Source organism: Mesorhizobium sp. Root102 (assembly GCF_001425625.1).
Classification (GTDB): domain Bacteria; phylum Pseudomonadota; class Alphaproteobacteria; order Rhizobiales; family Rhizobiaceae; genus Mesorhizobium.
In genome coordinates, this window is record NZ_LMCP01000023.1 from 100,108 (window position 1) to 113,070 (window position 12,963).

12 protein-coding genes are annotated in these 12,963 nt (G+C 64.5%); 5 read left to right on the forward strand and 7 right to left on the reverse strand.

Translation table 11 applies throughout. The features are described from left to right. Window positions 1-80: 80 nt before the first annotated feature. On the reverse strand, window positions 81-1,076 hold the full coding sequence (locus ASD12_RS19110; RefSeq protein WP_056589381.1) for an aldo/keto reductase: 996 nt from the start codon (window positions 1,074-1,076) through the stop codon (window positions 81-83). 96 nt (window positions 1,077-1,172) lie between these two features. On the opposite strand from ASD12_RS19110, the gene ASD12_RS19115 reads away from it, so the two are divergent. The 5 genes from ASD12_RS19115 (at window position 1,173) to ASD12_RS19135 (ending at window position 6,125) form a co-directional block, all read left to right on the forward strand. Then, the gene (locus ASD12_RS19115; RefSeq protein WP_056589384.1) at window positions 1,173-2,063 is read left to right on the forward strand and encodes a LysR family transcriptional regulator; all 891 of its coding nucleotides are present in this window, start codon (window positions 1,173-1,175) and stop codon (window positions 2,061-2,063) included. Between the two features lie 41 nt (window positions 2,064-2,104). Continuing rightward, window positions 2,105-2,683: a cytochrome b gene (locus ASD12_RS19120; RefSeq protein WP_056589386.1), complete on the forward strand. Its 579-nt coding sequence runs from the start codon at window positions 2,105-2,107 to the stop codon at window positions 2,681-2,683. A gap of 69 nt (window positions 2,684-2,752) precedes the next feature. After that, complete coding sequence (locus ASD12_RS19125) at window positions 2,753-3,328, forward strand: YceI family protein (protein WP_056589389.1); 576 nt, start codon at window positions 2,753-2,755, stop codon at window positions 3,326-3,328. A gap of 111 nt (window positions 3,329-3,439) precedes the next feature. Beyond that, window positions 3,440-4,426: a Gfo/Idh/MocA family oxidoreductase gene (locus ASD12_RS19130; protein WP_056589391.1), complete on the forward strand. Its 987-nt coding sequence runs from the start codon at window positions 3,440-3,442 to the stop codon at window positions 4,424-4,426. A 40-nt stretch (window positions 4,427-4,466) separates the two neighbouring features. After that, window positions 4,467-6,125, forward strand: a complete 1,659-nt coding sequence (locus ASD12_RS19135; RefSeq protein WP_056589393.1) for an FAD-binding dehydrogenase — start codon at window positions 4,467-4,469, stop codon at window positions 6,123-6,125. Between the two features lie 28 nt (window positions 6,126-6,153). Here the strand turns inward: ASD12_RS19135 and ASD12_RS19140 are convergent, their stop codons facing one another. The 6 genes from ASD12_RS19140 to ASD12_RS19165 all read right to left on the reverse strand — a co-directional run bounded on the left by ASD12_RS19140 (window position 6,154) and on the right by ASD12_RS19165 (window position 12,959). Then, window positions 6,154-7,092 (reverse strand): alpha/beta hydrolase, encoded by a 939-nt coding sequence (locus tag ASD12_RS19140; RefSeq protein WP_056589395.1) that lies wholly within the window; start codon window positions 7,090-7,092, stop codon window positions 6,154-6,156. Window positions 7,093-7,204: 112 nt separating this feature from the next. Then, complete coding sequence (locus tag ASD12_RS19145) at window positions 7,205-7,987, reverse strand: carnitinyl-CoA dehydratase (protein WP_056589398.1); 783 nt, start codon at window positions 7,985-7,987, stop codon at window positions 7,205-7,207. Further along, complete coding sequence (locus ASD12_RS19150) at window positions 7,980-10,058, reverse strand: acetate--CoA ligase family protein (protein WP_056589400.1); 2,079 nt, start codon at window positions 10,056-10,058, stop codon at window positions 7,980-7,982. The genes ASD12_RS19145 and ASD12_RS19150 overlap by 8 nt, the downstream gene beginning before the upstream one ends. 3 nt (window positions 10,059-10,061) lie before the next feature. Further along, entirely contained in the window at window positions 10,062-11,225 is a 1,164-nt protein-coding gene (locus tag ASD12_RS19155; RefSeq protein WP_056589402.1) for an acyl-CoA dehydrogenase, read from the reverse strand. A gap of 4 nt (window positions 11,226-11,229) precedes the next feature. Beyond that, window positions 11,230-12,333, reverse strand: coding sequence for a carnitine 3-dehydrogenase (locus ASD12_RS19160; protein WP_056589405.1), 1,104 nt, complete (start codon window positions 12,331-12,333; stop codon window positions 11,230-11,232). Further along, window positions 12,330-12,959, reverse strand: coding sequence for an HD domain-containing protein (locus ASD12_RS19165; RefSeq protein ID WP_056589408.1), 630 nt, complete (start codon window positions 12,957-12,959; stop codon window positions 12,330-12,332). Before ASD12_RS19165 ends, ASD12_RS19160 begins: the two co-directional genes overlap by 4 nt. Between the last annotated feature and the right edge of the window lie 4 nt (window positions 12,960-12,963).

The window sequence follows — 12,963 nt, forward strand, 5'->3', positions numbered from 1 at the left end:
GTTTGAAACGACTTCTACGCCTCGTGACACGCAAAAAGAGGCGCCGAAGCGCCCCCTTCGATTACCAGTGGTGACCTAACTCACCCATTCACCAGCGCCAGCAACTCCTCAGGGTAGCGCTTGCCCATGACCTTGTCGGGCGACAGCGCGTCACCAATGGCTTGCACCTCGGCCGCGCTCAGCTCGACCGCGGCCGCTGCCGTGTTCTGCTCGAGATGGCGGATCTTCCGCGCTCCGAGGATAGGCACGATGAAATCGCCCTGGTGCAGCACCCAGGCCAGCGCCAACTGCGCCGAGGTCACGCCCTTTTCAGCAGCCAGCTTTTCCAAGGTGGCGATGACAGCGGCGTTGGCTTCCATCGCCTCGGCCTGGAAGCGCGGCAAGGTCCGGCGCCAGTCGTCGTCGCTCAAGGCCTCGGGCTTGGCGATCGTGCCGGTCAGCAGGCCACGGCCGAGCGGGCTGTAGGGAACAAAACCGATGCCGAGCTCGCGGCAGACGGCGAACACCTCGTCTTCCGGGTCGCGGCTCCACAGCGAATACTCGCTCTGCACCGCTGATATCGGATGCACGGCGTGGGCCCGGCGGATGGTCGCGGCGCTCGCCTCCGACAGGCCAAGCGCGCGCACCTTGCCCTCGCGCACCAGCTCGGCCATGGCGCCGACCGTATCCTCGATCGGCACGTTGGGGTCGACGCGGTGCTGGTAGTAGAGGTCGATCACATCGGTGCCCAGCCGCTTCAGCGACGCCTCGGCGACGGCCTTGACGTGCTCGGGACGGCTGTCGACACCGGCCATGCGATCCGTGCCGGTGCCTTCCTCCAGAATCCTGAAGCCGAATTTGGTGGCGATCGTTACCTTGTCGCGCACCGACTTCAGCGCCTTTCCGAGCAGGATCTCGTTCTCGTAGGGGCCATAGACTTCCGCCGTGTCGAAGAAATTGACGCCGATCTCGACGGCACGATGCAAGGTGGCGATCGCGTCGGCTTCCGGCTGGCCGCCATAGACGAAGCTCATGCCCATGCAGCCGAGGCCGACGGGATAGACGTTCAATTCAGTTCCTAGCTTGCGGGTTTGCATCACGCGTCTCCATGTTGTGATGCAGCGGAGATAGCGCCTTGCGGTCTGCTCGATAATCGGCTCTTCTTCGTACGGGCTGTTCCAAGAAATAGATCAATGAATCGAGCACACCTTTCACAGCTAGCCGTGCTGGCGACCGTCGCCCAATGCGGCAGCTTTCGAGGCGCGGCCAGGGAATTGGCCATCGCGCCATCGGCGGTCAGCCACGCTGTGTCCAGCCTGGAGGCGCGGCTTGGCGTACGCCTGCTGTCACGCAGCACACGCAGCGTCGCACCTACCGAAGAAGGTGCGCAGTTGCTGGAACGGTTGCGGCCGGCGCTGTTGGAGATCGACCTGGCGCTGGAGACGGCGATCGAGGCGCGCGATCGGCCGGCCGGCAATCTGAGGCTCAGCGTACCCCGCACCGCAGCACAGCTCACACTGGCGCCACGGCTCGGGGCGTTTGCCCAGGCCTTTCCCGATATCGTGCTGGAGATCGTCGTCGAGGACCGCTTCACCGATGTGGTCGAAGGCGGCTTCGATGCCGGGGTCAGGCTCGGCGAAAGCCTGCAGCCGGACATGGTCGCGGTGCGGATCGGAGCATCGATCCGTGGCGCCGTGGTTGCCGCCCCTTCCTATTTTGAGACCATGCCGCGCCCGCTGCATCCACGCGACCTGGCGGCACATCGCTGCGTCCGCTTCCGCTTCTCGAGCGGCGTGCTCTACCGCTGGGAGTTCGAAAAGGATGGCGAGGAGCTGGAGATATCAGTCGAAGGCCCGCTGATCGTCGGCGAGGATCGCCTCAATGTCGAAGCGGCGATCAACGGCGCCGGCCTGACCTTTGTGTTCGAAGGCTATGTCAGCGCGGCGATCGCCGACGGCAGGCTTGTACGCGTGCTGGAGGACTGGTGCCCGCCCTTCGACGGGTTCTTCGTCTACTACCCCAGCCGCCGCCAGATGCGGCCGGCGCTCAGGGCCTTCGTCGATTTCTTCAAGGTGAGCGGGTAAGCGCGCCGGAAGAAACCCGCCCCCACATTCGTTCACGTCCCATGCAAACATCGATCACCAACAGCACGACCCGCTATGGCTGGGGCACGATCATTCTCCATTGGCTGATCGCTCTGATATTCATCGGCCAGTTCGCGCTCGGTTTCGTCATGGTGCGGCTGACCAGCCAGCGCACCGCCTTCGAACTGATCCAACTGCACAAATCCTTCGGCTTTCTGCTGCTCGGCCTGATCATCCTGCGCATCGCCTGGCGTCTCGGCAATGCCGCGCCGGCGCTGCCGCGCTCTGTCGGAATCCTGGAGCGTCGGGCCGCGCCGCTGGCGCATTTTGCGCTCTACGCGTTTCAGCTTGCCTTGCCCTTGTCCGGCTGGGCGCTGGTGTCGGTGTCGATGCTGGAGATCCCCAGCCTGCCGTTCAATCTGTTCATCATGCCGAACCTGCCGCTGGCAGAATCGGATGGCGCTGAAAGCTTCTGGGCGGCGGCGCACTGGTATCTCGCCTATGCCGGCATGGCGCTGGTCGCCGTCCATGTCGCGGCGGCATTGCGGCACCATTTCCAGCTTAGGGATGGCGTGCTCACGCGCATGATCACGCCTTTGTCAGGCGACAGTGCGGAATAGAGCGGCCGGTCCATTCGTTCACGGAAAGAAGGCGCAGAAAATGCGCTGCCTCCAACAAGGAACATCCCCATGTTTGCACGCATCCTTGGATTTGCGGCGGTCGCCGCTTGTCTTGCCACGCCTGTTTCAGCGGCCGTCGCGCTTGGTGACGCGGCCGGCAGCTATTCGATCAGCCCGGCCAACTCCAGCATCCACTTTTCCATAGGCAAGGTCGGCGGCGGCGGCCTCAACGGCACCTTCGCCCGCTTCAAGGGCTCGATCCGCATCGACAACAGCGATGTCGGGCGCTCGCAGGTCAATTTCACCATCTTTCCCGAAAGCGTCGGCACCGGCCAGGGCCGCATCGATGCCTTCCTGCGTTCCGACGCCGTGTTTGATGCCGCCAACAGCCCCGAAATCCAGTTCCGCTCGACCGGCGTGACCCGAACCAGCGACACCACGGCTCTCGTCACCGGCCGGCTGACGGCGCGCGGCAAGACGTTCCCGGAAAAATTCACGGCCGAGCTTGGTGGTCTCAAGGCCGGCACGATAAAATTCCATGTCACCGGCAAGGTGCTCAGGTCGCGCTACGGCATGGATGTCGGCACGCCGATCTATTCGAACGTCGTCGACTTCGACATGATGCTGACCGGCAAAAGGGGCTGAACGGGTTCTTCCTCGCTCCACTTCGTGGGGCGAGGAACCCAGCACTGCGCATTGGCTTTTCCGCTGATTTCGGGCAAACCTCGTTGCCTGTAATCGCTATGGAGAAGCCTGATGTTCCGATGGGGTGTGTTGTCGACGGCAAAGATCGGCCGCGAGCATTTGTTGCCGGCGATGGTCGAGGCGGAGAACGGCGTGCTGTCGGCGATCGCCAGCCGCGACCTGTCGAAGGCCAAGGCGCTCGCCGAGCGCTTCGGTGCACGCCATGCCTTCGGCTCCTATGAGGACCTGCTTGCCTCCAACGAGGTCGACGGCGTCTACATCCCGCTGCCGACCTCGCAGCATGTCGAATGGACGGCCAAGGCCATCGAAGCCGGCAAGCATGTGCTGGTCGAAAAGCCGCTGGCACTCGACGCCAAGGACATCTTGCCGTTGATCAACCTGCGCGACGCCAAAAAAGTGCTGGTTTGCGAAGCCTTCATGGTCATCTACCACCCGCAATGGATCAAGGTGCGCGACCTCATAACCAGCGGCGCCATCGGCCGACTGCGCCATGTGCAGGGCGCCTTCTCCTATTACAATGTCGACCCCAACAACATGCGCAACCAGCTCGACCTCGGCGGCGGCGCGCTGCCCGACATCGGCGTCTACCCGACCGTGTCGACTCGTTTTTCCACCGGCAAGGAACCGCTGCGCGTGCAGGCGACGATCGAGCGCGACAAGAAATTCGGCACCGATATCTATTCCTCGATCCGCGCCGATTTCGGCGACTTCGAACTGTCCTTCTACCTGTCGACGCAGATGGCGGCGCGCCAGGTCATGGTGTTCCACGGCGAGAAGGGTTTCATCGAGGTGTTCTCGCCCTTCAACGCCGGGCTCTACGACCACCACCGCGTCGAACTGCACAACCAGAACCACACCGAAGCGCAAGTGTTCCGTTTTCCCGGTACCCAGCAGTACCGGCTGGAGGTCGAGACCTTCGCGCGTGCGGCACAGGGCGGCAAGGAGCGCGTCTTCACTCTGGAGGAATCGGTGCTCAACCAGAAGGTCATCGACGCCATCTTCCGCGCCGGCGGCACGGACGGCTGGGAGACCGTCTGACTCCTTGCATTAAAGTAGCCGGCCAATTCTGGGAGGAAAGATGGCTGACGATGCGGATGTGATCATTGTCGGCGCCGGCCTTGCCGGACTGGTCGCCGCCGCCGAGCTTGCCGAAGCCGGCAAGAAAATCATCATCGTCGACCAGGAGCCGGAGCAGTCGCTCGGCGGCCAGGCGTTCTGGTCGTTCGGCGGCCTTTTCCTCGTCGATTCGCCGGAGCAGCGGCGCATGCGCATCCGCGATTCGCACGATCTGGCGCTCGAGGACTGGCTGGGCACCGCCGCTTTCGATCGGCCGGAGGATTTCTGGCCGCGCAAATGGGCGGAAGCCTATGTCGGCTTCGCCGCCGGCGAGAAACGCTCATGGCTCCTGCAGCGCGGCCTGAAATTCTTTCCCGTCGTCGGCTGGGCCGAGCGCGGCGGCGGCAACGCCATCGGCCACGGCAATTCGGTGCCGCGCTTCCACATCACCTGGGGCACCGGCCCCGGCGTGCTCGAGCCTTTCGTCCAGCGCGTGCGCGAGGCGCAGAAGCGCGGACTGATCAGTTTCAAATTCCGCCACCGGGTCAACGAGTTGACTCGCACGGGCGCGACCGTCGACGGCGTCCGTGGCGATATCCTGCAGCCCAGCACCGTCGAGCGCGGCCACAAGAGTTCGCGCGAAATCGCCAGTGATTTCGAGCTTCATGCGCAAGCGGTGATCGTCGCCTCCGGCGGCATCGGCGGCAATCATCAGCTTGTGCGGGAAAATTGGCCCAAGCGGCTGGGCCCTGCACCGAAGCGTATGACCACCGGCGTGCCCGACCATGTCGACGGCCGCATGCTGGCGATCACGGAACGGGCCGGCGGCTCGATCATCAACCGCGACCGCATGTGGCACTATGTCGAGGGTATCAGGAACTGGGCGCCGATCTGGACCGATCATGCGATCCGCATCCTGCCCGGTCCGTCATCGCTGTGGCTGGACGCGCGCGGCAAGCGTCTGCCGGTGCCGCTCTATCCCGGCTTCGACACGCTGGGCACGCTCAGTCACATCATGAGCACCGGCTTCGACCATTCCTGGTTCATCCTGACCAAAAAGATCATCCAGAAGGAGTTCGCGCTGTCGGGCTCCGAGCAGAACCCTGATCTGACCGGCAAGAGCTGGCGCCAGGTGCTCGGCCGCGCCACATCGGGCATCCCGGGTCCGGTCAAGGCGTTCATGGAGAAGGGCGAGGATTTCATCGTCGAGGCCGACCTGCCGACGCTTGTCGCGCGCATGAACGCGCTGGCCGGCGGCGAGCCGCTGCTTGAGTTGGCCCAGGTCGAACGCGAAATCCGCGCCCGCGACAGGCAACTCGACAATCCGTTCTCCAAGGACATGCAGATCACCGCGTTGCGCGGTGCGCGTGCTTACCTCGGCGACCGGCTGATCCGCACGGCCAAGCCGCACAAGATGCTCGATCTGGCGAATGGCCCGCTGATTGCGGTCCGCCTCAACATCCTGACACGCAAGACGCTGGGCGGTCTGCAGACCGATCTCGACAGCCACGTGTTAGGTGCCGACGGCCAGCCGGTTGCGGGACTCTACGCCGTTGGCGAAGCCGCCGGCTTCGGCGGCGGCGGCGTGCATGGCTATGCGGCGCTTGAGGGCACCTTCCTCGGCGGCTGCATCTTTTCCGGCCGCGGCGCCGGCCGGGCGGCCGCCGCCTCGGTGCGGTAAGTCTTGAACCGTCAGACGATGAAATCGCTCACCAGAGCCAGACGCCCTGCCCAAGGGCGCCTATCGCGTCCGCAATCCGGGTGAAGCTCGCGCGGGCGCGGCCGACCGTATGCCGAGCCCTGAGATAGCCGTGCACCAGCCCTGGTTCTTCGAACCAGGCGGCGCGTCCGCCTGCCGCAATGATCAGGTCGCGATAGGTTTCACCGTCCGATGACAGCGGGTCGCATTGCGCGGTGATCAGCACCGTCGGCGGCAGGTTGGAGAAGTCGGTGTCGGCGAGCGGGGCCAGCGTTGCATCGCCGCTGCGGTCCTGCCCCCCAGTGCGGATGTGTTTGTAGAATTCGAGATCGCGCATGGTCAGCATCGGCGCTTCGGCATGCGTGACATAGGATCCCTTCAACCGATCGCCGCCGAGGCCGGGATAGATCAGCACCTGGCCGATCGGCTTTCGTGGATGGCCGCGCGTCGCGTGGCTGACCGCGGCGGCAAGATTGCCGCCGGCGCTGTCGCCACAAAGCAGGATCGGGTGCCTGTAAGCGGTCGCGGCCCATTCGAAGGCACTCATCACGTCGTCGAAGGCGGCCGGATGCAGATGTTCCGGTGCCAGCCGATAATCGACCGAGACCACCTCATGGCTGGTGCCGGCGCACAGCTCTGCACAGACATCGTCGTGGCTGTCCAAGCCGCCGAGGATGAAGCCGCCGCCATGGAAATACAGCACCGTCGCGGCTGCTTGGCGAGCGCTTCGGTAGGTACGGATCGGAATGTCGTGCGTGGGCGTTGCAATGGCTGAGGTTTCGACCGCAATGCCTTCGGGATAGCCGGCAAAGAATTCGCTGCACATGCGGTCGTAGATCCCGCGCTGCTGCGCGATCGTGTAGTCGATCGTATCGGGCGGATAGTAGGAATTGGTCCGCTCGATGAAGGCCCAGGTCTCGGCGTCGATGAGGGTTTTATAGTCGGTCATGGAACTCCTTTACCTCCCCTTGATGGGGGAAGTCGCCGCGAAGCGGCGGGTGCTTCACCCCACCCCGGACCTTCGGTCCGACCCTCCCCATCGAGGGGAGGGTAAAAGTGGGTCATTTCCCCTTCCAAACCGGATCGCGCTTTTCCGCAAACGCGCGAAAGCCTTCCATATTGTCCTCGGAGCCGTAGAGCGCATCGACGGTCGCCAGTTGGCGCCGCGTCACCCTGTTCATCGCGTCCTGGAATGTAAGCGCCTCGGCCACACGCGCCGTTTCCTTGATCGCGGCGAAGACCAGCGGCGGGCCGCTGGCCAGCAGCCGGGCGATCTCCCAGACGCGCTCCTCGAGCTTCTCCTTGGGCAACACTTCGTTGACCAGGCCCCAGCGATGCGCCTCGGCGACATCCATCCAGCGGCCTGTGAGCAAAAGGTCCATGGCGACATGGTAGGGCATGCGCTTCGGCAGCTTGATCGTTGCCGCGTCGGCCAGCGTGCCGGCGCGGATTTCGGGCAGCGCGAAGGACGAATGATCGGAGGCGTAGATGAGGTCGCAGGACAGCGCCAGCTCGAAGCCGCCGCCGACCGCCATGCCGTTGACGCAAGCGATGACCGGCTTGTTGAGGTCGCGCAATTCCTGAAGGCCGGCAAAGCCGCCGACGCCATAGTCGCCGTCGACCGCGTCGCCGCCGGCGGCCGCCTTCAAGTCCCAGCCGGCGCAGAAGAACTTGTCGCCCGCGGTCTTGACGATGGCGACGCGCAACTCCGGATCGTCGCGAAACGCCTTGAAGGTCTCGCCCATCAGCCGCGAGGTCTTCAGGTCGATGGCGTTGGCCTTGGGCCGGTCGAGCGTGACCTCGAGGATGGTGCCTTCGCGGCGGGTCGAAATGACGTCAGACATTCTTCTTGTCTCCCAGCACCAGCAGTGCGTCGGCGATCCAGGCGCCCTTGCCTTCCGCGCAGACGATCAGCGGGTTGATGTCGAGTTCCTCGATCTCGCCGGCATTCTTCTGCACGAAGCCGGCAATGCCCGATATGGCGTCGATGGCAGCGGCGACATCGGCTTTCGGCCTGCCGCGATAGCCGTCGAGCAGCGGGAACAGTTTCAGGCCGCGCAATGCCGCCTCGATGTCGTCGCGCGTTGCCGGCAGCATCAGCGTGACGCTGTCGCGCAACAGCTCGACCAGCACGCCGCCAGTCCCCAAGGTCATCACCGCGCCGAACATCGGGTCGCGGGTGAACCCGACGATCAGTTCGGCGACGCCGTCGCGCACCATGCGCTCGACATAGAGCCCCGTGCCGAGCGGCAACAGGTCATGCGCTGCCGTGCTGACGGATTCGGCATCCCTGAGATTGAGCCTGACAGCGCCAACCTCGGATTTGTGGGTGACGCCGAGCGCCTTCAGCGCCACGGGGAAGCCGAGCGCCATCGACGAGATCACCGCCTCGACGGCATTGGCGGCGCGTTCGCCTTTCGGCACCGGCAGGCCGGCATCAATGAGGCGCGATTTCGCCTCGGCTTCATCAGGGGTGACGTGGTCACCGCCAGGCGCACCGGCAGCCGACGTGTCGATCGGCTGCGCCTGCGGCTCAGCCCAGGCCCACCCGATGAAGGCTGCCGCCCCGGCTGCATCCATCGCCTCGGAAATTCCGAACAACGGCACCATGCCGCGCGCCATCAGCCCGGCGGTGTATTCCTCGGGCAGGTTTTCCGGCAGCGAGGAGACGATCGCGCCTTGCGCCTTGTTTGTCTTCAGCGCCGATTCGAAGGCGCGCAGCGTCGCCCACCAGTCGGTGTCCGAGCAGCGGTCCGGGCGCGGGAAATCCAGCACCAGCATGTTCAAGTCGAAGCCGCCCGACACCATGGCGGTGAAGGTGGCGGTCATCGCCGGCTCGTTGTTCCAGATGAAGGTGTGGTAGTCGAGCGGGTTGGCGACAGCGACCAGCGGCCCAAGCGTCGATTTGACATGGGCACGGTGCCTGTCAGTCAGCACCGGAAAATTGACCCAGCGGCCTTCGGCACTGTCGGCCATGACCGAGGCTTCACCGCCCGAGCAGCTCATCGACGACAGTTTGTAGCCGGGCAAAGGCCCGGTGATGTGCAACAGCTTCAGCGCCTCGATGAAGGCGGGGATGGAATCGACGCGCGCAATGCCAAGCCGTCTCAGGAACGCGCCCGAGGCCGCGTCCGAACCGGCCAGCGAGGCGGTGTGCGAGACGGTCGCCTGTCTGGCCTGTTCGGAACGGCCAACCTTCATGGCGATGATCGGCTTCTTCAGCTCGCGGGCTCGGGCCGCCAGCCGTTCAAAGCCGGCTACCGAATCGAAGGCCTCGATGTGCAGGCCGAGCGACGTGACCCGCTCGTCCTCGATCAGGCCGAGCGCCATCTCGGACAGGCCGGTCTGAGCCTGGTTGCCGGCGGTCATCAGAAAGGCGACCGGCAGACCGCGCTTTTGCATGGTCATGTTGATGGCGATGTTGGAGGACTGGGTGATGATGGCAACGCCCTTGCCGCCCTCGGCCAGTCTTATGCCACCATGCTGGTCGGGCCACAGAAGCGCGCCGTCGGCGTAATTGATCAGGCCATAGCAATTCGGCCCGATGATCGGCATCGAGCCAGCTGCCGCGACCAGCTCGGCCTGCAGCCGCTCGCCGTCGTCGTCATAGGCCTCGGTCTCGAGGAAGCCGGCGGCAAAGCAGACGGTGCCGCCGGCGCCGCGTTCAGCCAGCGCCTTGACCACTTCGATGGTCAAATGCCGGTTGACGCCGACAAAGGCGGCATCCGGCGCGCCCGGCAGATCGGCGACAGAGCGATAGGCCTTGCGGCCGGCGACCTCGCCCTTGGTCGGATGCACCGGCCAGATCTCGCCGGCAAAGCCCATCTTGATCGATTGCGCGACGACGGCTGCAGCCTGCGCCCCGCCGAACACGGCGATCGATTTCGGCCGCAGGAGACGCTCAAGTCTATGCATATGTTATGCCCCAAACGGGCGCAGCAGCGCCCTTGAAATGATGTGGCGCTGGATCTCGGACGTGCCTTCCCAGATGCGCTCGACGCGCGCGTCGCGCCAGATACGCTCCAGCGGCAGGTCGTCCATCAGCCCCATGCCGCCATGGACCTGGATCGCCTCATCGGCGACGAAAGCGAGCATTTCGCTGGCCTTCAGCTTGGCCATGGCCATGTCCTGGTCGGTGACGGTGCCCTGATCGTACTTCCAGCCGGCTTCGAACACCATCAGGTCGGCGGCCTTCAGTTCGGTCGCCATGTCGGCGAGCTTGAACGACACGCCCTGGAACTTGCCGATCTGCTGGCCGAACTGCTGGCGCTGCGCGGCATATTCCACCGCATGGCCAAGCGCCCGCTCGGCACGGCCGAGACAGGTGGCGCCGACCTGTAGCCGGGTGGCGCCGAGCCATGAATTGGCGACGTCGAAACCCTTGTGGACTTCGCCCAGAACCTGACTTGCTGGCAGCCGGCAATCGTCGAATTCAAGGATGGCGTTGGTATAGCCGCGATGCGAGACATTGCGATAGCCGTCACGCACCGTGAAACCCTTGGTGCCCTTGTCGACGAAGAAGGCGGTGATCTTCTTGCGCTTGCCGCGCGGCGAATCCTCTTCGCCGGAAGCCATGAACACGATCGCAAAGTCGGCGAGGTCGGCGTGGGAGATAAAATGCTTGGTGCCGTTCAGCACCCAGTCGTCCACATCCTGTACGGCGGTTGCCTTCATGCCGCGCAGATCCGAGCCGGCGCCCGGCTCGGTCATCGCCAGGCAGTCCCATTTCTCGCCACGGATGCAGGGGAACAGATATTTCTCGCGCTGCTCCGGCGTGCCGGCAAGCAGGATGTTGGAGGGGCGCGCCACGCAGGTCCAGTGCAGCGCATAGTTAGCGCGGCCGAGTTCTTTCTCGTAGAGCAGCCAGGTCACCGTATCCAGGCCGGCGCCGCCGACGTCGGCCGGCATGTTGGCGGCATAGAGCCCGGCCTCGATCGCCTTGACCTTGATCTCCTCGATCAGCTCGCGGCGCAGCACGCCGGTGCGCTCGACCTCGCGCTCATGCGGGTAAAGCTCGTTCTCGACGAACGCACGCGTCGTCTCGACGATGAGCCTCTGCTCCTCCGACAGCCCGAAATCCATGCCCTCAGCCTTTCTTCTTGCCGGTCTTTTTCTTTGGCTTCTCGGCTTTCTTTACCGGCTTCAAGGCCTTGGCCTTCTCGGCGGCCTTGGAGGCCGTCGGTTTCTTCGCCGCCAGCTTGGCCAGCTGCTTGGTGTAGTCCTTGTGCAAAGCGCCGGCGCCCCAGCCCTTGCCTTTGTTCTGCTTCGACAGCGCGTCCATGATCGCGACCAGATTGTCGTCGCGGATCTTTTCCAGCTCACGGATCGACAGCCCATGCGCCTGGTCGTCCGACTGCGTGGCGATCAGGTCGACCAGCTCGTCGTTGAACTCCGGCACGTCCATCAGCTTGGTCCATGGCCATTTCAGGCACGGGCCGAACTGCGCCATGAAGTGGCGCATGCCGGCCTCGCCGCCGGCGACGCGATAGACCTGGAACATGCCCATCTGCGCCCAGCGCAGGCCAAAGCCATAGCGCATGATGTCGTCGAGTTCCTCGACCGTGCAGATGCCGTCCTTGATCAGCCACAGCGCCTCGCGCCATGCCGCTTCGAGCAGGCGGTCGCCGACGAAAGCCTCGATCTCCTTGCGGATGACGACCGGCTTCATGCCGATCGAGGTATACATCTCCTTGGCGACCTCGATCGCCTCGGGGAAGGTCTGTTCGCCGCCGACGATCTCCACCAGCGGCAGGAGATAGACCGGGTTGAACGGGTGGCCGACGACCAGCCGCTCCGGATGCTTCTTCATCGCCACCTGCATGTCGGTCGGCTTGATGCCGGAGGTCGACGAGCCGACAATCGCGTTGGCCGGCGCATGTGCGTCGATCTCTGCCAGCACGCGATGTTTGAGGTCAAGCCGCTCCGGCACGCTTTCCTGGATGAAATCGGCATCGGCCACCGCCTCGGCGATGGTCTTGGCGAAGGTCAGCTTGCCCTCTTTCGGCAGGCCGCCGGGCACCATCTGCTTGTAGGCGCGGCGCGCGCCCTTCATCACTTCGCCAACCTTGCGCGATGCCTCGGGATCCGGGTCGAAGATCGACACGTCGATGCCGTTCAGGAGCAGCCGCGCCACCCAGCCGGCACCGATGACGCCACCGCCGATGGCGGCTGCCTTGTTGATGATGCTCATGCGGAGGCTCCGGTTCTTGTCTTGGCTGTTGTTGGATCGGTGAGAGGCACGCGCTCGCCGGCGCGGATCACGGTCGCGTCGTAGGCCTTGCGGGCTAAGACCTCGAGCACGAAGGGCCGGAAGAATTCGATCGGTAGCGTGTCATAGTCGGGGTCGAAGCTCGACTGGTCCCAGCGTTCGCAAAACTGGTCGCAATCGTCGAAATAGGCGTGGCCGGCAAAGCGGTCGCGCGCATGGCGGTTGCCGCCGAGATGATGGGCATAATAGAGCCGCTGAAAGTCGCCGTGCTTTTCCACCACCCAGGTGCATTGTTCGCGCACGAAGGGTTTCAGGATCGATGCGGCATATTCGTCGTGATTGTAGGGCGCATAGATGTCGCCGATATCGTGCAGCAGCGCACAAGTGATCCAGTCGGTGTCGGCGCCGTCGCGCCAGGCGCGCGTCGCCGCCTGCAGCGAATGGCCGAGCCGGGTGATCTTGTAGCCGGACAGGCCCTCGTCGAGCTGCACCAGCGCGTCGAGCAGCCGCTCGCCGGTCCTGGCCGCATAGTCGATCTCATGCGCGGTCAGGAACTCGTAGTCGTCCCGGTCGCCATCCTTCATCGCGGTGAATTTTACGGTACTCATGCCG

Bases quoted from the DNA above. Each gene is read 5' to 3' on its own strand.
- ASD12_RS19110 (WP_056589381.1), bottom strand. From the start codon at position 1,076: ATGCAAACCCGCAAGCTAGGAACTGAATTGAACGTCTATCCCGTCGGC.
- ASD12_RS19115 (WP_056589384.1), top strand. From the start codon at position 1,173: ATGAATCGAGCACACCTTTCACAGCTAGCCGTGCTGGCGACCGTCGCC.
- ASD12_RS19120 (WP_056589386.1), top strand. From the start codon at position 2,105: ATGCAAACATCGATCACCAACAGCACGACCCGCTATGGCTGGGGCACG.
- ASD12_RS19125 (WP_056589389.1), top strand. From the start codon at position 2,753: ATGTTTGCACGCATCCTTGGATTTGCGGCGGTCGCCGCTTGTCTTGCC.
- ASD12_RS19130 (WP_056589391.1), top strand. From the start codon at position 3,440: ATGTTCCGATGGGGTGTGTTGTCGACGGCAAAGATCGGCCGCGAGCAT.
- ASD12_RS19135 (WP_056589393.1), top strand. From the start codon at position 4,467: ATGGCTGACGATGCGGATGTGATCATTGTCGGCGCCGGCCTTGCCGGA.
- ASD12_RS19140 (WP_056589395.1), bottom strand. From the start codon at position 7,092: ATGACCGACTATAAAACCCTCATCGACGCCGAGACCTGGGCCTTCATC.
- ASD12_RS19145 (WP_056589398.1), bottom strand. From the start codon at position 7,987: ATGTCTGACGTCATTTCGACCCGCCGCGAAGGCACCATCCTCGAGGTC.
- ASD12_RS19150 (WP_056589400.1), bottom strand. From the start codon at position 10,058: ATGCATAGACTTGAGCGTCTCCTGCGGCCGAAATCGATCGCCGTGTTC.
- ASD12_RS19155 (WP_056589402.1), bottom strand. From the start codon at position 11,225: ATGGATTTCGGGCTGTCGGAGGAGCAGAGGCTCATCGTCGAGACGACG.
- ASD12_RS19160 (WP_056589405.1), bottom strand. From the start codon at position 12,333: ATGAGCATCATCAACAAGGCAGCCGCCATCGGCGGTGGCGTCATCGGT.
- ASD12_RS19165 (WP_056589408.1), bottom strand. From the start codon at position 12,959: ATGAGTACCGTAAAATTCACCGCGATGAAGGATGGCGACCGGGACGAC.